Genomic DNA, 20,617 nt, shown 5'->3' with positions numbered 1-20,617 from the left:
TATGTCCGGGCAACTTAAAGAAGTTCGTTTACGCATAGTATCAGTTACCTCCACCCAGCAGATCACCAAGGCTATGAAAATGGTGAGCGCCGCCAAGTTGCGCCGTGCACAGGATGCCATTCTGCAAATGCGTCCCTATACCCAGAAGATGCAGGAAATGCTGACCAATATCGTAAGCAGCCTCAGCGGTGATATGGAGCTGCCCCTGGCCGCCGAAAGAGTAACAGAGCGTGTGCTCATCATTCCCATTACCAGTGACCGCGGTACCTGCGGGGCTTATAACTCCAATGTGATCAAGGCTGCCCGCCAGACGATCGAAAGCAAATACGCTGCCCAATATGCTAAAGGCAATGTGACCATATTGCCTGTCGGCAAAAAGGGCTATGAATATTTTCAGCGTCACGGCTACAAGCTGGTAGACGATTACTGGAACCTCTTCGCCGATCTTAGCTTTGAGAATGTGCGCCGTGCAGCGATCTACGCCCAGGAAGCCTTCCTGCGGAAAGAATATGACCGCGTGGAGCTGGTATACAGCCAGTTTAAGAACGCGGCTACCCAGGTCTTCGTGAGCGAACCCTACCTGCCGATCCCTAAGGTAGAAGCTACCGAAAGCAAAAAACAGACCGACTTCATCTTTGAACCTTCCAAAGAAGTGCTCATCCAGGAGCTGATGCCCAAGATCCTGAATACACAAGTATATAAAGCTATACTGGATGCGCATGCTTCTGAGCATGGCGCCCGTATGACGGCTATGGATAAGGCAACCGAAAATGCCGCCGATATCCTGCGCAGTCTGAAGATCTCCTACAACCGCGCCCGCCAGGCAGCGATCACCACCGAGCTGACCGAGATCGTGAGTGGTGCAGCAGCCCTGCAAGGTTAATCTTAAGCATACCGCAAAACATATACGAATGCCTCCTGTAGATTTGTAACGTCAAATCCATACAGGAGGCAATTTCTATATTAGGATCAGGCAAAAGATAGCTTAATTGCTCGCCGTATTGCTTTATTGCCAGTCCATGCGCCCCCCATGTGTATAGGCTTTCTCCGTTTTCTTGCAACGCCGCGGCGGCGCTGCGACTTTTTGTGTATACTACGCGCTGCGTATGCCCTTTAAACTGTCCCCACAGTGGAAGCACAGCAATTTTCTCACAAAGACACAAAGGCGCTAAGAAGGGCGTATTAAACATGATGCCTAAGCCTCTCTAAGTATAATAAAACGCGCGGAAACCTTCTCTTTGAGTACAACACTCTGTATCAGGGTGAACATGCGGCTGCCTTCAATTAGCGCGCAGCGTAACAGCGTCTCTCGTACGCTAGCGCACGCGCCCCGTGTGTGCCTGTTAAGCTGTCCCACAGCGGCAGTTCACTGATTTTTCTCATAAAGACAACAGCGCAAAGAAGGAACCATTAAACATAATCTCTTTGTTCCTCCCTGAGCGATCATAAAAAGCCCAGATGCTTCTCCTCGCATGCTATGCGCGTTTCTATCAGAGCAAAGCGCGTACGATTTTCCGGTAATTGCAATAATTTATGCATAATAAATGTATATTGCGTGCCATTCCTGATTCCATTCATTCAAAAAGTGCCGATTAAACGCATAAACTATACCAAAAATACTTCCGCTACTAAACATACGCATTGTGAAAAACATTCATTCTTCCGGCATTCCGGTATCGTTTCTCCTGGCTATGCCAGCTATGAGTATTTCTAAAAGACAAACATCAACAACAATAAATAACAAATAACATGCGCATACCTACTACTAAAAAGCCATTGGGGCTTGTGATTGGCCTGTTGCTGTTACAGGGATACGATACCCTGGGGCAGAATCTTTTTGTGAATGGCAGCATGAGCGGCACTATCGGCCCCAACAGAACGCCTTCGGGCTGGTCGATCAATGCTTTTTCTCCGGATATCAACAGTACGGCATCCGGCGCCAATATCCCCATTTCACCTTCAACGGCGCCTTATCCATGGGTTGGCAATGAAGCGGCCTCACCCGATGGTGGTACTTTTGAAAGCACGGTTTCCAGTCTGGCAATAGGTTCCACGAACGGTGGTTCCGAGGGATTTCAGCAGGTGGTAACGGGGCTCATTATTGGTAAGCAATATCGCTTTCGCTACTACTGGACCAGGACAGCTTGTGTTCGCACGGGGGGACAACTTTACAATGCGCCATGCCGTCCCAATGCCGTAGTAACCGGCATGACGGGATATAGCAATCCCGGTAACAGTAATACCACGCATTGGCAATGGCAAACTGTGGACCAGGTATTAACAGCAACCGCTACCACAGCAACCTTCAATATGCGTGCAAGCCCTGTAAATGCGCCTACCGGCGACAACCACTACGCCGGCTATATCAGCTGGGATGGTTTTAAGCTGGAAGCCATAAACGGTGTCCCCATTGCCGCCAACGATATCGTGACCGGGCAAACGCCCGGCAGCCCGGCGACGGTACCCAATGTGCTGACTAATGATACAGACCCTGATGGCACTTTATCGCCCGGCAATATCCGTCTGATGGCCCCGGCCGGCGCTACAGGCCTGACTACCGACGCCCAGGGCGACATTACCGGCTTTACTATACCGGGCCAGGGTGCCTGGTCGTTGAACAGCAGTTCCGGCGCCGTTACGTTTACGCCGCAAAGTGGCTTTACAGGCGATCCCACGCCGATCAGTTATAAGGTAAAAGATGCAGCAGGCGCATTCAGCAATGCCGCTACGATCACCATAGATTTTAATGCCGGCGTGATGATCAGCGGCCGGGTCTACAATGACAATACAGGCATGAGCGATGGCCTTACCGGCCCCCTTATGCCCGGGCTTACGATCGTTCTTTATGCTGCGGATGGCATTACCGTAATTACGACAACGACCACCAATGCCAATGGCAGTTATAGCTTTTCCAACCAGTTGCCCGGTAGTTATGTCGTAGGCCTGACCCTTCCCGCCGGCTACCAGCACGTGGGTTCGTCTGATGCCACGCCTGCCGATGGCCGGATAACGGTAACTGTGGGCAGCGGGAATGTGCCCGATATACACTTTGCCATTAACCAGCCACCTGTCGCTGCCCATGATAGCCTAAGCAACCAGGCTCCGGGCAACGCCGCTACGATATCCGGCTTGCTGGCCAATGATATGGATCCCAATAGCGGCGTGCTGTCGCCGGAGAACATCAGTCTGATCGTTCCCACCGGCGCTACAGGCGTGACTACCGACGCCCAGGGCGACATTACCGGCTTTACCGTACCCGGCCAGGGCGCCTGGTCGCTGAACAGCAGTTCAAGCGCCGTTACGTTTACACCGCAAAACAGCTTTACAGGCAATCCCACACCCATCAGCTACAGGGTTAAAGACGCCGCCGGTCTCGTAAGTGCTCCGGCGAGCATAAGTATCCGCTTCACAGTGCCGTCGGAGAATGCCGCCGTTACACTCATCAAAGACGCGGCTCCGCACACCGGGATACCTTTTGGTTTCAGCACTTCGGGTGGTCCTGTGTCCCTGATCGATACCTTCTCCGGTATTGTCGCCTCGGATATTGCTTTTACGGAAAATGGCAAGCTGCTGATCACTACCGGAAACGGAGCTGTATACACACTGGCCAACGGGGCCAATAGCTGGGCAGAGCCGGCCCCGGGTCCCGGCCGGCTTGTCTTTGTTGATGGCGGCCCGGGCGCAGACCGGTTTATCGGATCGATGGCATCGGGAGGACCAGTCAAGATCACCGGCAACGGTGGCGCCGGCTATATGGGCGTAAGCGGATTGAATACCTTTCTGAGCCCGGCGAATATCGACGACACCCGGTTCTTTGCCCTTTCAGACCAGGGGATGCTGTATTATTACGATGGCGCCGCTTATTCCCCGAAGGCTTACGACGCCGCCCGCATTGACTATTTCAACCATACGGTGGCGGGCATCCATTTTTTCAGGGATGTCTTCATTTCACAAAACACCAGCTTGAGCAATGCCAACGACGGCACACAAACATTTATTTCCAATACGGCTAATGCCAATGACATTGTCATAGGACCAGGAGTAAGCCCGGCCAATCCTGGCCTGGGCCTTATTTACATCACTACTTTCCCCGATGGCGGCGTACAGTATTATAGCGGCATTGGTGATGCCCCAGCTTCCTGGACTGCCCTTCCCCCACCCCCTGCCCCGGCATCCGCCATTACTACGGATCCCGGCGGCAGCCCCTGGATCGTAATGACCGACGGCCGGATCGCCGCCTGGACCGGGGGACCGGCCAGTGTAAACGGAACCTGGAAGGTGTTGCAGGTAAGCAGTAGCGGACCCGGTAATTTCGTCAACTATTTCCAACTGCCTCCCGGCCGGTTCACCATCACGGAAGACGCGCCTTCCGGCAATTACATGCTGCAAAGCATCCTGCACGAAGGCGCCGGCAGCGCCGTTACGCATATAGCCAACCGGACCGACAGCCTTACCCTCGGGGACCGGGACCATGCATTCGAGACCTTTACCAACCAAAGCATATCATCTCCCCAGCATGCCATGGCCCCGATAGGTTTCTTCGGAAACAACGCCGGGCAAGGCCTGGTGCTGTATCCCAATCCAGCCAGAACGCTATTGGTTATTGAAAGTAAAGAGGAGCAGATGCAGCATATTATCATTTACAACACCTTCGGGCAAACAATATACCAGGCGCCCGTTACGGAAGCACACCGGACCCGGTTATCTACGGCTGCCTATGCGCCAGGCATCTATATGATAAGGATCAAAACGGATAAGGGCGAAGTCACGCGCAATTTCGAGGTCCTGAAATAACAGCTGAAAAAAGCACACACTTAAAAAACACAGAGGCTATCCTTCCGGGATAGCCTCTGTATCGTTTAAATGCCTTTCCTATCCTGCAGACGAAGACAGTGTACAGCCGGTATGACGCGAGCAGCTTCCTACACTATCTTTGCGACATGCGAAAAGAAGTCTTAGGCGGTATCATAAGCATAGCAGCGACCCTAATCCTTATAGCTATCCGGCAGGACATCGATACGCTTGCCGTCGGGTTCTCTCTGTTGGCCGATATTGTAGCGGCAGCCATATTTGCCCCTGAAAGACGCACCGGAGCCGTACTACGCCAGTTCCTTATTTATTGTGCCATAACGATCATTACGCTGATCCTTGCTGCCCTCCTGTTTTTTGTTTACTTCATCATTGCCTTTAAAAAGCCGGGAGGATAAAACAGATCAAGTAGCTCCGGTCATTTTTGCTGCTTTACGTATTGCTGCGCCAACGTAGCGGTATGCTGCAAGGCGCCCAGGTCTCTGAAGCTACCATGTCCGGGGATCATATACTTAGGATGGGGAAATGCCCGTTGCACGCGCTTTACGGAGGCCGGCCAAGATGCCGGATCGGCATCTTCCAGGTTACCCAGGTTCTCCGTCTCGATGCTCTTGATAAAGCAGCCGCCATAAAGCACCCGTTCCCGTGGGAACCAGACTACAATATTATCGGAAGTATGTCCGGGACCGGGATAAAAGGTCTTCAGTTCCAGGTCTCCGAAACGGAAGGTTGTATCTTTACCCATGATGAATGCTGCCCGCTCCTCTCCTTTCAGCGCACACAAGCTGTCGGTCTGCCGGGTGGCATAAGTGCGGATCCCCCGCGCCTTCAGCTTGTTGAGTCCGGCCGTGCGGTCTTTGTGAAAATGGGTGGCGATACAGGCGATCACCTTTGTTTTATGCAACCTTTCAATACTGTCGATCAGCGGTAGGGTCTGCGTGGTATCCCAGGGCACATCGATCATAACAATACCCTGCGTCGTAACGGCATACAAGCTGTTGGATGGATAAGTGCTGCCGTCGTCAAGAGTGCCGTAAGTAGTGTAAATGAAAAAATGCTTGTGGTCCAGTGGCGCGATCTGCAGCCGGGGATGTTGCTGCGCCCCGGCTTGCCCTGCAATAAGCCAAAGTATCAGTATCAGGCTTAAGTGCCGTAAATGTCTCATGCGGCAAAATAACTGCAAAAAAAGCGCATCCGGTGGATGCGCTTTCTGAAAAAAGGCTTAAATTAATTTAGTTTACCGCTACACCCACAGCCTCCATTTCGTAGACTTGCTTGGGTTCTGTTATTTTGGCAATGGCTTCGCGGGAAGCGCCTGCATCCTCCAGGTAATGTTTTTGCTCAGCTACGCTCAGCGTTTTTTGGGTTACCACTCCGCTCACTACTACCTGTCTGCCCGTAATATCTTTGGGTAAAACGAAGGCATGATCCTTCACTTTCACCAGCACGTCGTAACCATCACGCTTGTCCATACCGACCGTCATCCAGCAACCTTCCTTTTGGCACACTTCCTTAGCCATACCTACCAGTTGCAGCGTCGCGCTTTGTTGTCCCTGCATGATTGTAGCCAGGCGGTGCGTAGAATAAGGTTTTACCGGTGGCGCTACTGTACCGTAAACTTTGGCCTGGGAAACGGCTGTTGCTGTTTGCGCCATTGCCGGCACCACGCCGAAAGACGCCGAAAGCAAAGAGCAGAGTATGATTTTTTTCATCATATAATGTTTGATTTTGAGTTGGGGCCGTCACCGGCATAATGCTTCTTTCCATAAGACATAACGGCAGGCACAAACGTTGGGCCTAGTCGTCGTCGTTTTTCCGTTTGAAATCACCGCGTTTCCAGGCATTGAAAAATTCGCCCCATTTGAAGGGATTAAAGATACCGATGGGTCTTTGCTGGCCATAGTAATATCCCTGCCGGGCCTGCTCGGCCTGGTAATAAGCCTGGTTTTCGCGGCCATCCTTGGGTGTGAATTGTCTTAGGTAAGCCATGGCTCGCTTGCTGGTGTTTTTCTGCGCTACAGCATATTTATCGTCTGGTATTTCCCAGTATTTGAAAGCATAGTCGAATTCATCTCCGTAAGGCAAGGGCCTGATGATGGTCTCCGCCAGGTAAAAAGTATCCTGGACCATCAGCTGCACCATGTTAAAATACTGACCGTCAATGTCGCGGGGAATCGCATATTCCTTAGAGCGGAAGCCGACGGCCGAAAACTTAAGGGTATCGCCTTTGGAGCAAACCAGGGAGAAAACACCATATTTGCTGGAATAAGCACCCCTGTCCTTGTTCTTTACCTCCACAGTCACGTCAGGCACGGCACGAAGGCTGTCGGCCGTCATAGTCACACCGGAGATCTGGATCACATTGTCCCAAAAAGGCTTTTGTGCTTTTGCCGGGAGGGTAAAAAGGCAGACCAGCAGGGTCGCAGCAAACAATCGATAATGGCTTCTCATCTGCAAACAAAAGTAAGATAAAGGTTGCAAATGCAACGTTTCCGTATCACTAATTCCAATATAATTATAGCAGTAGCGGTTCTTTAAACAGGAAGTTAAACCGTAACTTTGCCCCGCTGCACCGGAGTTGCGGCCTGTGACGGGCGCAACTGTTATTCCGGGCTAATATTTATACACATGATCACTGAAGAAGCTGTACTGAAAGCGCTGACCAATGTAGACGACCCCGATCTGGGAAAGGACCTCGTGACCCTCAACATGATAAAGGACATCAAAATAGAGGACAAACAGGTTTCCTTTACTGTAGAACTGACCACGCCGGCTTGTCCTATGAAGGATATGATCCGCTCGGCCTGTGTGAACGCCGTAAAAATATTTGTCGATAAAGAAGCCCAGGTAACCGTAAACATGACCGCCCGGGTAAACTCCAACCGTAAGGATGGCGGTACCGTATTGCCCGGAGTGAAAAATATTATCGCTGTAGCCTCGGGTAAAGGCGGTGTAGGCAAATCTACCGTATCGACCAACCTGGCGCTGGCGCTGGCCCGGGAAGGGGCAAAGGTGGGCATACTGGACGCCGATATTTATGGCCCCTCTACGCCAATGATGTTTGGCCTGCAGGGCGAACGGCCTATGATGCGAGATGTTGACGGCAAGGGTATGATCGAACCGGTGGAACGCTTCGGCGTCAAAGTAATGTCGATAGGCCTGCTGGTCGACGAAAAGCAGGCCGTGATCTGGCGGGGCCCTATGGCTACATCGGCCCTGCGCCAGTTCATCAGCGATGTGTACTGGGGCGAGCTGGATTACCTTATCCTGGACCTGCCGCCCGGCACCGGCGATATACACCTGACCATGGTGCAGACCATACCGGTTACCGGCGCCGTAATCGTGACCACACCACAGGCTGTGGCCATGGCCGATGCCAAGAAAGCGATGATGATGTTCAAACAGGGCCAGATCAATGTACCCATCCTGGGCGTGGTGGAGAACATGTCTTACTTTACCCCGGCCGAACTACCGGAGAACAAGTATTATATTTTTGGAAAAAATGGGGGCAGGCACCTGGCCGAGCAGTTTGAAGTGCCTTTCCTGGGAGAGATACCCATTGTACAAAGCATCAGAGAAGGCGGCGATAAAGGCTTCCCTGCGGTGCTGAACGATGAGCCCGTAAGCAGGCAGGCATTCCTGGATATAGCAGCCAATGTGGCCCGCAATATAGCCATGCGTAATGCCAACCTCGATCCGACAAAAGTATCCGTGATCAACGTGAATTAAATACACAAGCTACCCATACAAATAACAGGCGCGGGAACGATCGTTCCCGCGCCTGTTTGCTTTTTTATCTCCGGCGGCACATTTGCCGGCAGCGCTACAGTTATTCTTCAATGCCGAAATGCGCCTTGGCAGTAGCATCCAGCGCCTCGTAGAATTCCTCGCCATATTTACGGATGAGCGGCTCCTTCAGGAATTGGTACACCGGCACCTTCAGCGACTTGCCCAGCTTGCAGGCCGGCTTGCAGAGGGTTTCCCTGGGTTCGTAATTGAGGGCTTCAAAGGTATCATATTCGGTAATGCGTATCGGGAACAGGTGACAGCTGATCGGCTTTTTAAACCCTATCTTGCCTTCCTTATACACATGCTCGATGGCGCACTTGACGATCCCCTTTTCATCGTAATAGCCATACACACAAATTCCGCCATTAAGCGTGGGTGTAACCAACCCATACTCATCGTCGAAGGTATGGGTGCCTTCTTCCTCAATATGCGCAATGGCCTTGGGGCTCAGCAGGTGGCGGATCTGCGGGTAGATATCTTCAATGATACCGGCTTCTTCCTGCGTAATGGGCGCACCGGTATCACCATCGACGCAGCAGCCGCCCTTGCATTTATCGAGGTTACAAACGAATTGCTTTTCCACCACTTCGTCGCTAACCAATATATTATCTATCGCAATCACGTCTTCTTTTTTTATCAACAAAAAAATATTTCATCTGGCTATGCCCACACCCTGTTGCTGAGCGTGTCGTAGCACCTGCTTACCTATGGTCCTTTCGATAAACTCAAGGACCGAAGTTCTTTGCACTCAGAACTCGTAACCGATATCTCTCCGGTATTGCTTTCCTTCAAAGTTAATCTTTTCGGCATTAAGATACGACTGGGCCAATGCTTCTTTCAGACCGGCGCCGTACGAAGTGATTGCCAGCACGCGACCGCCGCTGGTAAGCACTTCCTCTTCCTTCAGCGTAGTACCGGCATGAAACAGCAAGCTACCTTCGGTTGTCTCCAGACCGCTCATTACCTTTCCTTTGGCATAATCGTCGGGATAGCCCTGCGATACCAGCATTACGGTACAGGCCGCTTTATCGCTATGCTGCACGGTTACCTCATGCAACCTTCCGGCATCCATATCGCGGATAAGGGCTACGAGGTCGTTTTCCAGCCGGGGCATCACCACCTCCGTTTCCGGATCGCCCATACGGCAGTTGTATTCGATCACAAAGGGTTCGCCGTCTACATTGATCAATCCAAAGAAAATAAAGCCCTGGTAAACGATCCCTTCGGCCGCCAGGCCCGCTACGGTTGGCTTTACGATACGTTCTTCTACTTTTTCCATAAAAGCACCTTGAGCAAAAGGTACCGGTGACACGGCGCCCATGCCGCCGGTATTGGGCCCTGTATCACCCTCTCCTACCCGCTTATAGTCTTTGGCTTCGGGCAACAATACATAATTACGGCCGTCGCTGAGCGCAAAAACGGACACTTCCACACCCGTGAGGAATTGCTCCACCACCACTTTTTTACCGGCATCGCCAAAGCGCGATTCCTTGATCATAGCGGCAAATACGGATTTGGCCTCTTCTATATCGCTGGTGATCACCACGCCTTTGCCCGCGGCCAGGCCGTCGGCTTTCAGTACGATAGGTGTGGTATGTTGCTCCAGGTACACCAATCCCTCTTCAAAATTGCTTTCATCAAATTCGTGGTAGGCAGCCGTAGGAATGTCATGGCGCTGCATGAATTTTTTGGAAAAAGCCTTGCTGCCTTCCAGCTGCGCCCCGTCTTTAGAAGGACCGGCGACAATAATGTGCTGTAACTCAGGATCATTTTTGAAAAAATCCCAGATGCCAGCCACCAGCGTGTCTTCACCACCCGGGAACAACAACCCTATTTCTTCTGCAAGGCAAAATGCTTTGATCGCCCCGAAATCGGTAAGCGGAAGACTCACATTGGTACCATAAGCGCGCGAACCGGCATTTCCCGGTGCTATGAAAAGGCGGGAACATTCAGGGCTCTGCGCCAGTTTCCAGGCAATGGCACATTCCCGGCCGCCTGAGCCTAAAAGCAATATATTCATTTTTGAAACAGGTAAATTTAAAGAGGCACAAAGGTAAATAATATCGCGGGCCTTAGCGCCACAAAAGGCCAAAACCCCGAAAAATCGGACATGAAGCAAAGCGGGCTGTCCCTATAAAGGAGCAGCCCGCCTAATTTCTCATCAAAAGATACTTCTGGTTAATTATTAAAATGTTGATCCATGGCATTATGCCCGGCAATGCTGCATTAAAGTCGAATATTTGTTTTAAGCCCGGGTGCGTTGGCCACAAAAAAACAGTGGAGCATTGTTTTTTTGCCGCCTTTTTTCTTTCTTTTTTGGCGGAGCAACTTTTCTCATGAGCACCACAACAAGCAATAAATATAGATGCGAATAAAAAAGAAAAGATATTGACACCAAATGAAAAAACGGGTACGCAAGCGTGCTAACTAGTATTTATAGACACACAAAACTTTGTCTAGTCAGAAAAAACTATTTACTCCAACCAGTCGACCTGCAGGTAGTCGGCATCACCCTCGGTATTTTTGATGTCCACAAAGCCTGCATTGGTACCTTTCAGGTCCTGGGCAGGAATGTTGAACACCTGAACATCGTTGACAAAGCCGATCCAGCGGTTGCCCCGCTGCTCGAGACGCAGCTCGTTCCAGTTGCCGTTGCGGGCTACATTGGGATTGGTTTGCGGTTCCACCAGGGTCTGCACATCGGAACCATAGCCATTGCCGCCTTCGTCGTACAAGGCATAGTAGCCGTCGTAGTCGATGGTAAAGCTGTAGCCGTAGCTGCCCACGCTGCTGTTGTCGCCAAACAGCAGGCCCATATTGTTGTTGGAGCGTATACGGGTGTAAATGGTAAAATCGTTGTAGCGGTTAAACCCGATGAACTTGGACACATAATAGGCCTCTGTCGCATCATCGTTGTAGTCAAACATATAGATCCCGCTGTTGATGCTGCCATAAGCGTTATTGGCCGGATCGGCAAAATTCCAGCCCATGCGGTTATCGGTAAACTCATCTACAAAGCTACGCTGCGTGGGGTAAGGATAAGGATCGTGGCGTCCCCGCTCACAGGAGGAAAAAAACAAAACCAGGCCTGTTATCGCCAATAAAGAAGCTATCTTTCTCATTGTTCATCTGATTGTTAGTGCAAAGCTATGACAAGGGTCAAGTAAAAAGGTTTAAGCGGTTAAACTTAAACCTTTTTTTATCGTTTACCGGCAGGGGTGCTTTATGCAGCAATGGCCAGGCCAGGTGGCGCTTAGTGTAATGCGTCCAATGCCTCTTTGAGGCGACGGACACCCTCCTGAAGGGTTTCCATCGAGGCGGCAAAAGAGAAGCGGATACAATGCTCGTCGCCGAAGGCAGCGCCGCTGACGCCGATGACATGTGCGGTATTCAGCAGGTACATGGCCATATCGTCGGCATTGTTGACCACAGCTGCGCCATTGGATTTGCCGTAAAAAGAAGAAATATCGGGAAAAGCATAAAAAGCCCCCTCGGGATCGCTGATGCGCACGCCATCGATAGCCTGCAATGCCGGTATAATAAATTCCTTTCTTTCCTTGAAGGCTTTCACCATATCGAAGGAGGGCGTAAGATCGGCCAGCAATGCGGTAATCGCCGCTCTTTCCGCGATCGAGTTGGCGCCGGAGGTAAACTGGCTCTGCAGCTTGTCGCAGGCCTTCACCAGCTCAACGGGGCCGGCCATATAGCCGAGACGCCAGCCTGTCATCGCAAATCCTTTGGAGAAGCCATTGACCAGGACTACACGGTCTTTTATCGCTTCAAATTGTGCGATGCTTTCGTGCTTACCTACGTAATTGATGTACTCGTAGATCTCGTCGCTGATGATCACGATATCGGGATATTTTTCGAAGACTCCGGCCAGGGCTTTCAGCTCCTCTTTGGAATAGACCGCGCCGCTGGGATTGCAGGGCGAGGAGAAGATGAAAAGCCGCGTACGCTTTGTGATGGCGGCTTCCAGCTTCGCGGGCGTGATCTTGAAATGATCTTCAATGCCGCAGGGAACAAATACATTCTTTCCTTCGGCCAGGCTTACCAGCGAAGCATAGGTAACCCAGAACGGCGTGGGAATAATAGCTTCGTCGCCGGGGTTCACGATGCTTAATATCGCATTGGCCAGCACCTGCTTGGCTCCCGTACTTACGATGATCTGCTCGGGTGTATACTCCAGGTGATTGTCGCGCTGCAGCTTGGTTACGATGGCCTGCCTCAGCTCGGGGAAACCGGCTATAGGCGGGTATTTGGTATAGCCCTCTTCCATGGCCCTGTCTGCAGCGTCTATAATATGCTGTGGTGTTTTAAAATCGGGCTCGCCCAGGCTCAGATCGATGACTTGTACGCCCTTTGCCTTTAATTCGCGGCCCAGCTTGGCCATAAGTATCGTTTGCGGTTCGGAAATACGGTCAAGTCGTTTCGCTAGTTGCATGTAAGATTGTTTATGTTCAAAATATCCCCCTCCCCCTAAAAAAACGGATGAACGAAGGTAAGGAGTTTTGACTATGCAACAGCATTATAAAACCATTGTAATCAATGCGGGGCACCCTTTGGATAAGCCCGTTGCAGCGACCTGCAAAACGGCACCCAGGTGTTAACTCTTTTTTAGGAAAAAACACACCGGCGTACCGGCCAACCCCGGGATATCGGGATATAATAAAAAGGCGCCACGGTTTGCGACGCCTTCTTCTCTGGCATAATAACAGGGCCTAATCTTTTTTCTTCGGTGGGCTATGATGCTCTTTCTTGTTATGGGTAACATCACTGCCTTTATCCTCCTGCTCTTCGCCCGTTCTATTGTCGAGGTTATCGCGCACCTCGGGCCGGCTCTTCCTGTTGTCGGGATTCATCTGCTTTTCCGGTACCTGTGGTTTGGTATTTTTCATAATCGCTCTTGTTTAAATGTTGAACGAAACGCGTTGTTTCCGGCATAGCGTATTCTTGTGCTACGGCGGCAGCTATAAGTACAACCACGACGGGGAAAAGTTGATATGGTTTTCATAAAGACGGACCGGAAAAAGTGCGCTGTCTTTTAGCATTTCCTTCGCTGAAATTCCCATGAAACAGGTATAGTTCCCATCGCAAATGGTTCCTAGCTTAGCCGTTAAAATATAAGACATGAAGAAAAAGCCCGTAAAGTCAAAACTGATGCTTGGCAAAAAGACCATTATCGCATTGAACGACAAGAAAACACAGTCGGTCGTAGGCGGCGTTAATTCGCTGGAATACGCAACCCGCTGCTGCTGCGACCAGCAAGCTATTGCTGAGTAATAACAGGATTGCAGGAGCTGTCCAAAAAAGTTTCAAGCCTGCAACATTGCGCGTAGTCAATATAAGCAGGCTTGAAACTTGATTTTTGCCGTATTCCGGATCGCTCTTTTAAGCCAGTCGATCAATATTTTCCATAGCCGAATATTTCGCTATCGTCTGCCTGCACTATAAAAGGCTCTGCTATGAATTGCTTGCGGTATTCGTTGGTCTTTACCCAATGAATGATCCAGCAGATGAGCGCTACCAACCGCGCTACCGTACCTGCCAAGGGAATAACAGAACAGCAGTTAAGGATGCAATAAGCCTTGCCCGGGCCCCGCGTAGTTTCGGCAGCCTCTATACCCCGTGCCCGCAACTCCCGCTGGATCGAATCGGCCAGCCGGTTGACGACGATGAACTGCCATACGATATTGAAAAAGGGAATGAACAGCAGCCATACCTGGCCGGGCGGCATACGCCGGTTTTCGGGCTGTAGGGCCTTGAAGGTGTTTTGTAAGGTGATCAGGTAGAAGACGAAAGGGACGACCAGGAGGGCCAATATGACCAGGGCGACCAGAAGGGCTTCAAGCCCGGATGGGAAAAGGTTGTAAGGTATATCCATGGTGAGGAAGGTTACATTAAAAATCGACCGGTCCCGCATTGAGCGGATTAATTATAGTTCTTATCCAGCTCCGAAAGCAGCTCGGCCAAACCCATATATTCTTTGGCGGCTTTGCGCCATTTCTTTTTCCGGGACTTATACTCCGGGTTGTCGGCAAAATTCTTAACGCCTGCTTTGATCAGGTTGATCATGGTGTTGTCGAAATCGGCCAGAGCCTCCACCGTTTTCTGGTGGTATTTTTTCAGTAATTCGAGCGATTCTGCTGTCATGGGTTTTGATGTTACGTTAAATACGGTGATCGGGTATGCGAATATAGCATAACAGGTTTATAATAAATAACTTTATCCCGCTACGCAGGCGGCTGAATTTGCTATAATTATTCCCTGCTTAATTTACAATATTTATCACCCATTTTTTTCTTTAACAACACGCGAGAGGATCGTGTGCCCAACCCTACATGGTATTTAGGCTTGTTTGTACACCAGCAGGGGCACAAACCCTTTATGCACTATCATCAATAATCCGCTCCTTTATTTACGTTGTCGCCTATATTCATAAACTATAAAGACAGAACTGGTTATCTTAGCGTTTTTTATAAAAACCAATAACGGAAGATGGAAAAAATAGAGCATATCAACTACATCAAATCGCCTGCTGCAAAAGTCTACGAAGCATTAACTACGCGAGAAGGTCTCGCGGCTGTCTGGACAACGGAACTCATTGTTAAGCCAGAATTGGAATTTGTCAATGAATTTGATTTTGGAGATAACTATGGTACAAAAATGAAAATAACGGAATTGTCTGCGAATAAAAGAATTGTGTGGGCATGTATCGAATCTGACCCTGAGTGGGTTGGAACAGGCATTTCTTTTGACCTGACAGAGAAAGACGGAACAACGGCCGTGGTTCTCAAACATTTCGACTGGCGCAAGCTTACCGAATTTTACCAATGGTGTAATTATAACTGGGCAATGTTTCTATTAAGCCTTAAAAGCTATTGCGAAGATGGTGAAGGGACACCCTATCAGAAACGAAAATTCTAGCGACTGGACTGCCATGACCAACGTTCAAACACTTACTGACGCATGAATCCTCAACCAGTCGTAGCGAGACGCTAGGACTGGTTGAGGATAGCTGTTTCTTTAGCGGCACATACGAAGGCGCGTGCGCCAGCACGGGGAATAAACGTCCTTTAAAAAATGAAATAACGTCAAAATAAATGCAAAAATTAGCTACCCTATCGCTTTTGTTTATATTCATTTTTGCCATACCGGTTTGTGGTCAACACCCCGAATTGGGAAAAAAAATAATAGACTTAAAAACTTTTTCCGTAAAATTCAATGTATATGAATTTTATAAAAATCAAATCGAAACGCACCAAAAATCATTAGCGTTATATTCTCAAAGAAAAACAAAAGAAGCATTCTCCGAAGAATTACTGAAAGACTATAAATTTCTTGAAAACATAGATACTTTATTTGTTGATAACAATATATATCTTCTGCTTTACGAAATGAAGGGAATGAACACAAAAGACACTTTGGCAACATTCGAAGGTATAAGATTTCAAAAATTGGATATGGCAGCTAATGATAAAAATGAATTTCAATCTTTGAGAGCTACTTCGGAAACTTATAAAGACGACAAGAAAAACTTCTACGCGTTAAAACACAAATTAGAAAACGTTTATGGTAAACCTCAAATAATAGAAGAAACACTTCAACACGGAGAATATTATGAATGGGTTACTGATGACTTTATCATCAATTTGACGTTGGGCAAAGATGAAGGAGAAAATGGCGTTATGAGTTTTCCGGCCAAATTGTACTTAACCAAGAAGAGTGAATATGAAAATTTGAAGGCTAATTTTATTGGTAAATCCAAGTATTATTGGATTTATTAACCCAATGTCGTTTCGTTAAAAAATAAGGTATCCATAGCATTTCAAAATTTCTTCCTGCGAGGGCAATATCTTGAGCTAAGGGAACAGCTTTCTCTTAACCTGTACAAATATCCTTTTTCAACAGGACGAAATCCTTCATTCGCAAGCTGCGCAAGCGATTCGGGATGACAACGGCGCGTTTACCGTTATGTTAGCCCAAACCTAAACATACCATTTATGCTGACAGCTGCGGGCGCCACCGAAGCATCTCAATACCTTTGAACAATTGAAGACACTGATCCGAAAGATGCAGACGATCAAGGTCCGCTGTCAGCTACCGGCATATGCCTTTAGCGGGAGAGACGATTCTAATGTGCGCCGGCAAGGGATTCACTTTATAGCACATCGGGATTCAAAAAAATTTTGAAAATCAAATAACCGGCGTATCTTTGTACTGTAATAATAATAATTACAGTATGAATAACGGACGATTCGCAACGGCTTTACACATCCTTACGCTTTTGGAATTTAATAAAGGTGAGCTGCTTTCTTCCGAGTTCATTGCCGGCAGCATTAATGTGAACCCTGCTATCGTGCGTAAAGAGATCGGCAACCTGCGGGCATTGGGCTTTATCGAAAGTAAGGAAGGTAAAGGCGGCGGCTATATGCTGGGTAAGGCTTCGTCAAAAATTACCCTGTCTGAGGTGTACAAAGCCGTAAACGACACACCCCTACTAGGCAGGTCGAACGACCCCAATCCCGACTGCCCCGTAGGCAAACAGATAAACGGCCATCTGAAAGACCTGTTCCGCACCGCAGATAACCTGTTTTTGAAACAACTCGGAAAGATAACCGTGAAAGATTTTGCAAAGAAGTTTCAATAATTGATATAGCAAACAGGATACCATTTGCTTCTAAAATAACAGCTGCCGGGCTTGTCGAAGCATCACTGTCCTTTACCTTCGGTGAGAAAAGTTCGGCAAGCTCAAAGACCGGCTTTATTTCCTATATCCGGATAGTCAAAATTTTTTTTATCTAAAACTGTAACAAAAACTATAACAGTATTAATAACCACTTAAAATCAAAACATGAAAGTAGCCTTGATTGGAGCCACAGGCTTCGTAGGAACCGCCATTTTAAATGAGCTTATTGAAAGAGGTCACCAGGTAACGGCCATCGCACGCCATCCAGAGCAAATACCGCAGCATAGCCTCATCGTTCGCAAACCAACAAATGTATTGGATGCAGCAGCAGTAGCCGAGGCCGTAAAGGCCAATGACATTGTGATCAGCGCTTACAACCCTGGATGGACCCACCCGGATCTGTATCATGAATTCCTGCGGGGCTCCGCTGCCATTCAGGAAGGTGTAAAAAGATCTGGCGTGCAGCGCCTGCTGGTGGTTGGCGGCGCCGGAAGCCTTTTTGTTGCGGAAGGCCTGCAAAAAGTAGATACCCCCGACTTCCCGGCTGAATGGAAGCCCGGCGCCCTGGCAGCAAGGGATTATTTGAATATCCTGAAAGAGGAAAAGGAATTGGATTGGACCTTTTTAAGCCCTGCCCTTGAAATGCACCAGGGCACTTCCGGCGAAAGAAAAGGGACTTACCGTACCGGGCTGGACACACCCGTCTATAATGAAGAAAAAAGAAGCATCATTTCTGTGGAAGACGTCGCTGTAGCCATTGTAGACGAAATAGAAAGTCCGGAATATAGCCGCAAACGCTTTACTGTCGCTTATTAATGCCTTGGAAGAATAAAACTGCTGCAACGCTAAGGCCATCAAAGCCAATATTCCACCCTGGGATTTGAAACAGCCCTCCAGCTAAGCACCAGAGTAGCGGCGGGCGCTATGGAATGGCATTAACCACTGAAGCAATAACATTACCATTCAGACAGGGCAGAGCTTGCCTTTGCCCTGTTTTTCATCCAAGCCTGGTATTGCCGTTTTCATCGTGGTAAGCAGCCTGGGCATATTCACCAAAAGGAATATTTTCAAAAGTGACCGTACTTGTACCGTTGGTGATCCTGGCGCTTAATCGTTTAAATGCCTTCGCCTGCTCTTTCGGGAAACCTTCAGCCTTGTTGTATAGATTGAAATTAATTGCTCCCTTTGAATTTTTAATTCCGGTAACCGTTATTTTAAGATGGGTTACCGTTGCCGTTTGAAACGCGGTAACGAAAAGAAAAGTCGAAAGAAAAAGTGCTGTCGCCAAAAGGTGTTTGTAAGTGAAACGCTTCATGATAAAGGCTTTTGAAATGTCTTTAGAAGTGCTGATGAAAAAAGTCCAAAACTCATAATAGATACAAATGCGCGGGTGGTGTGATAGACTTCCCAACGATTTCGGATGGCTTCCCAATTGGCCGGCGCTGTATCGGCTGTCCATTGTTTTATTTGGTTGTCAATAGGAACTTCAATACCGACAGTTATTATCAGCACAACAATAAGCAGCGCCAATGAAAAAACAAGCAGATAAAAACCAAGCGATTTTTTTTGCTCATACTTCCACGCGGAAATTGTCATGGATAAAATGCATGCGGGCATGATCACCTTCATTGGGTTTGCCACATTGCCGATTATTGTTTTACCTATGTGAATGAATTCCGCCACTGAAAAAGTTTCCATTGTTCTGCTCATCGAGAACCATGTTCCCCAAAACAGACCCGTAATAAGCATTAGCAGCACGAGTGCGATAAAATGAGAGAGTTTCCTTATCATAAAATTCGATTTTAAAGGAAGTTTTTTTAAAAGCTGCGATGACGATGTCTTCTTGTTTTTTTACTTAATGAAATGCAGGTAGGCCATTGTTGCAAAAACAGCAGAAAAGACTTGTAAAACGTTTCTCAGTGTAGTCCACTTAAGCCAGGTTTTTGTTCTCGTTAAAAGTGCTGGTGTTTGGGGCGCATCGGCCGGCATCCTGGCAAAAATCAATATCTCCTTAACGAAGTACAGCCCGGTGGATACGCCATTAAGAACAAAACATGCCAATGCTATAAGCATATAAGTTCTGATATCCGGATATCCCCAATTCATGATTAAGCTTGCAATGGAGGATATGAGCGATAATGCCATAATGGGCAGCCAAAATATCCGGGATGCTTTACTTTGCCGGCGTATGCGTTCAAATGAAGCCGGCGGGTTTTCAAACCATCGGGGCATTGCATAAAGGCGCTGGAGCCAAGAGGCGGCAACGACTATCCACAAAACCACCGTCGTGATCAATAATACTATCATGTTCATAATTTCAATTTATGGGTTATCGTTATTTAAATCAAGTGACTATCCGGATATAGGAAACAGGATACAATTTGCTTCTACATAACGGTTGCTGAGCTCGTCGAAGCACCATCTTGTCCTTTTGACAAGCTCAAGGACCGGCTCTGTTTCCTATATCCGGATACTCAGATTAAATCATTACTGCGCCACCAGCAATATCCAGTACCGTACCGGTAATCCACGAGGCGTTTTCCGATGCCAGGAAAATAGCAGCGTTTGCAACATCTTCAGGCGTGCCCAGGCGCTTGATGGGATGGTAATCAACCATTGCTTTTTGCTGTCCTTCGGGTATGCGACTGATATTGCGTTCTGTCAGGATTGTTCCGGGAGCAATGCAATTCACATGAATCCCATACGGCCCTACCTGCGCCGCAACATCCTGGGTAAGCATTGTAATGGCGGCTTTTGCGGCGCCGTAAGGTATGGGCGCCATAGCGTGTGGCCTGCGTCCTGCTGAGGACGACATCGTAATGATGTGCCCGCTTTTGCGTTTCTTCATGGCGGACAAAAAGCTTTTAAGCGTTAAAAAAGTAACCGTTAAGTTACCATCTACTGAAGCCCGCCAACCCTCTTCGGGAATTTCTTCAAGTGGCGCCGGTGGCGTAAAACTTCCACCTGCATTAGCTACAAGAATATCTACTTCGCCTAAGTCCTTTTGAATCTGTTCGCGCATGGCTTCTATTTCATCAAACTTATTTAAGTCGGCTATTGCTATAGTGGCATCGCCACCCAATGCAGCAATAACATCTTGTACCTTTTTAAGCGCAAGCCCATCTCTTCCGTGCAAAACCACTTTGGCGCCGTGTTTCGCAAACGCTATTGCAGTGGCTGCTCCTATTCCTCTCGAGCTGCCTGTTACCAATACTACTTTATCTTTAAAATGACTTTCCGTTATTAGATTTTCCATTGTTCTATTATTTATTGTTGTATGATTTATTTAACTGTTTTGGTTCCCATTTAGTTTGCGATGCAAACCAAATT

General features: G+C 48.5%; 23 protein-coding genes. 9 read left to right on the top strand and 14 right to left on the bottom strand.

The features are described from left to right. Position 1 precedes the first annotated feature (1 nt). From atpG to DZK30_RS20655, 3 genes are all read left to right on the top strand, one after another. The gene (gene atpG / locus DZK30_RS20665) at positions 2 to 883 is read left to right on the top strand and encodes an ATP synthase F1 subunit gamma (protein WP_118976094.1); all 882 of its coding nucleotides are present in this window, start codon (positions 2 to 4) and stop codon (positions 881 to 883) included. Between the two features lie 866 nt (positions 884 to 1,749). Next, positions 1,750 to 4,794 carry a T9SS type A sorting domain-containing protein gene (locus DZK30_RS20660; RefSeq protein WP_118976093.1) on the top strand — a complete coding sequence of 1,015 codons (3,045 nt, stop codon included), beginning with the start codon at positions 1,750 to 1,752 and terminating at the stop codon, positions 4,792 to 4,794. 146 nt (positions 4,795 to 4,940) lie between these two features. Then, a complete protein-coding gene (locus DZK30_RS20655) occupies positions 4,941 to 5,207 on the top strand; it encodes a hypothetical protein (protein WP_118976092.1) in 267 nt (88 codons plus the stop codon). A 20-nt stretch (positions 5,208 to 5,227) separates the two neighbouring features. Here DZK30_RS20655 and bla read toward each other — a convergent pair whose 3' ends face one another. From bla to DZK30_RS20640, 3 genes are all read right to left on the bottom strand, one after another. Then, complete coding sequence (bla, locus tag DZK30_RS20650) at positions 5,228 to 5,974, bottom strand: subclass B1 metallo-beta-lactamase (protein ID WP_118976091.1); 747 nt, start codon at positions 5,972 to 5,974, stop codon at positions 5,228 to 5,230. Positions 5,975 to 6,041: 67 nt separating this feature from the next. Then, positions 6,042 to 6,524 carry a DUF4920 domain-containing protein gene (locus tag DZK30_RS20645; RefSeq protein ID WP_118976090.1) on the bottom strand — a complete coding sequence of 161 codons (483 nt, stop codon included), beginning with the start codon at positions 6,522 to 6,524 and terminating at the stop codon, positions 6,042 to 6,044. Positions 6,525 to 6,606: 82 nt separating this feature from the next. Then, the gene (locus DZK30_RS20640) at positions 6,607 to 7,260 is read right to left on the bottom strand and encodes a carboxypeptidase-like regulatory domain-containing protein (RefSeq protein ID WP_162903295.1); all 654 of its coding nucleotides are present in this window, start codon (positions 7,258 to 7,260) and stop codon (positions 6,607 to 6,609) included. Positions 7,261 to 7,437: 177 nt separating this feature from the next. On the opposite strand from DZK30_RS20640, the gene DZK30_RS20635 reads away from it, so the two are divergent. Further along, positions 7,438 to 8,538, top strand: coding sequence for an Mrp/NBP35 family ATP-binding protein (locus tag DZK30_RS20635; protein ID WP_118976088.1), 1,101 nt, complete (start codon positions 7,438 to 7,440; stop codon positions 8,536 to 8,538). A gap of 100 nt (positions 8,539 to 8,638) precedes the next feature. Here the strand turns inward: DZK30_RS20635 and DZK30_RS20630 are convergent, their stop codons facing one another. The 5 genes from DZK30_RS20630 to DZK30_RS26020 form a co-directional block, all read right to left on the bottom strand. Next, positions 8,639 to 9,220, bottom strand: a complete 582-nt coding sequence (locus DZK30_RS20630) for a DUF3109 family protein (protein WP_118976366.1) — start codon at positions 9,218 to 9,220, stop codon at positions 8,639 to 8,641. Positions 9,221 to 9,346: 126 nt separating this feature from the next. Continuing rightward, entirely contained in the window at positions 9,347 to 10,618 is a 1,272-nt protein-coding gene (purD, locus tag DZK30_RS20625) for a phosphoribosylamine--glycine ligase (protein ID WP_118976087.1), read from the bottom strand. A gap of 454 nt (positions 10,619 to 11,072) precedes the next feature. After that, on the bottom strand, positions 11,073 to 11,720 hold the full coding sequence (locus DZK30_RS20620) for a hypothetical protein (protein ID WP_118976086.1): 648 nt from the start codon (positions 11,718 to 11,720) through the stop codon (positions 11,073 to 11,075). A gap of 131 nt (positions 11,721 to 11,851) precedes the next feature. Beyond that, positions 11,852 to 13,042 (bottom strand): pyridoxal phosphate-dependent aminotransferase, encoded by a 1,191-nt coding sequence (locus DZK30_RS20615; protein ID WP_118976085.1) that lies wholly within the window; start codon positions 13,040 to 13,042, stop codon positions 11,852 to 11,854. Between the two features lie 277 nt (positions 13,043 to 13,319). Continuing rightward, positions 13,320 to 13,496, bottom strand: a complete 177-nt coding sequence (locus DZK30_RS26020; protein ID WP_162903282.1) for a hypothetical protein — start codon at positions 13,494 to 13,496, stop codon at positions 13,320 to 13,322. 232 nt (positions 13,497 to 13,728) lie between these two features. Here DZK30_RS26020 and DZK30_RS26015 point away from each other — a divergent pair, with 232 nt between their 5' ends. Then, entirely contained in the window at positions 13,729 to 13,881 is a 153-nt protein-coding gene (locus DZK30_RS26015; RefSeq protein WP_162903294.1) for a class I lanthipeptide, read from the top strand. A gap of 121 nt (positions 13,882 to 14,002) precedes the next feature. Here DZK30_RS26015 and DZK30_RS20610 read toward each other — a convergent pair whose 3' ends face one another. Together DZK30_RS20610 and DZK30_RS20605 are read right to left on the bottom strand one after the other, a co-directional pair. Continuing rightward, positions 14,003 to 14,482: a DUF4328 domain-containing protein gene (locus DZK30_RS20610; protein WP_162903293.1), complete on the bottom strand. Its 480-nt coding sequence runs from the start codon at positions 14,480 to 14,482 to the stop codon at positions 14,003 to 14,005. Between the two features lie 47 nt (positions 14,483 to 14,529). Continuing rightward, positions 14,530 to 14,751 carry a hypothetical protein gene (locus DZK30_RS20605; protein WP_118976083.1) on the bottom strand — a complete coding sequence of 74 codons (222 nt, stop codon included), beginning with the start codon at positions 14,749 to 14,751 and terminating at the stop codon, positions 14,530 to 14,532. Positions 14,752 to 15,096: 345 nt separating this feature from the next. Between DZK30_RS20605 and DZK30_RS20600 the strand changes: the two genes are divergently transcribed. The 4 genes from DZK30_RS20600 to DZK30_RS20585 all read left to right on the top strand — a co-directional run bounded on the left by DZK30_RS20600 (position 15,097) and on the right by DZK30_RS20585 (position 18,103). Next, positions 15,097 to 15,525 (top strand): SRPBCC family protein, encoded by a 429-nt coding sequence (locus DZK30_RS20600; protein ID WP_118976082.1) that lies wholly within the window; start codon positions 15,097 to 15,099, stop codon positions 15,523 to 15,525. Between the two features lie 176 nt (positions 15,526 to 15,701). Then, positions 15,702 to 16,385: a hypothetical protein gene (locus DZK30_RS20595; RefSeq protein WP_118976081.1), complete on the top strand. Its 684-nt coding sequence runs from the start codon at positions 15,702 to 15,704 to the stop codon at positions 16,383 to 16,385. Positions 16,386 to 16,840: 455 nt separating this feature from the next. Next, complete coding sequence (locus tag DZK30_RS20590) at positions 16,841 to 17,248, top strand: Rrf2 family transcriptional regulator (RefSeq protein ID WP_118976080.1); 408 nt, start codon at positions 16,841 to 16,843, stop codon at positions 17,246 to 17,248. 204 nt (positions 17,249 to 17,452) lie between these two features. Next, the gene (locus DZK30_RS20585) at positions 17,453 to 18,103 is read left to right on the top strand and encodes an NAD(P)-dependent oxidoreductase (protein ID WP_118976079.1); all 651 of its coding nucleotides are present in this window, start codon (positions 17,453 to 17,455) and stop codon (positions 18,101 to 18,103) included. Positions 18,104 to 18,284: 181 nt separating this feature from the next. Here DZK30_RS20585 and DZK30_RS20580 read toward each other — a convergent pair whose 3' ends face one another. The 4 genes from DZK30_RS20580 to DZK30_RS20565 all read right to left on the bottom strand — a co-directional run bounded on the left by DZK30_RS20580 (position 18,285) and on the right by DZK30_RS20565 (position 20,543). Next, positions 18,285 to 18,602, bottom strand: coding sequence for a DUF2141 domain-containing protein (locus tag DZK30_RS20580; protein ID WP_162903292.1), 318 nt, complete (start codon positions 18,600 to 18,602; stop codon positions 18,285 to 18,287). After that, positions 18,599 to 19,078, bottom strand: coding sequence for an anthrone oxygenase family protein (locus DZK30_RS20575; RefSeq protein ID WP_118976077.1), 480 nt, complete (start codon positions 19,076 to 19,078; stop codon positions 18,599 to 18,601). The genes DZK30_RS20580 and DZK30_RS20575 overlap by 4 nt, the downstream gene beginning before the upstream one ends. Before the next feature lie 60 nt (positions 19,079 to 19,138). Beyond that, positions 19,139 to 19,600, bottom strand: coding sequence for a hypothetical protein (locus DZK30_RS20570; protein ID WP_118976076.1), 462 nt, complete (start codon positions 19,598 to 19,600; stop codon positions 19,139 to 19,141). Between the two features lie 166 nt (positions 19,601 to 19,766). Beyond that, positions 19,767 to 20,543 carry an SDR family NAD(P)-dependent oxidoreductase gene (locus tag DZK30_RS20565; protein ID WP_118976075.1) on the bottom strand — a complete coding sequence of 259 codons (777 nt, stop codon included), beginning with the start codon at positions 20,541 to 20,543 and terminating at the stop codon, positions 19,767 to 19,769. Between the last annotated feature and the right edge of the window lie 74 nt (positions 20,544 to 20,617).

The organism is Taibaiella koreensis (assembly GCF_003545715.1).
Lineage (GTDB): Bacteria > Bacteroidota > Bacteroidia > Chitinophagales > Chitinophagaceae > Taibaiella > Taibaiella koreensis.
The sequence above is the reverse complement of the archived record's forward strand: the minus strand, read 5'-3'. Positions and strand labels throughout refer to the sequence as shown.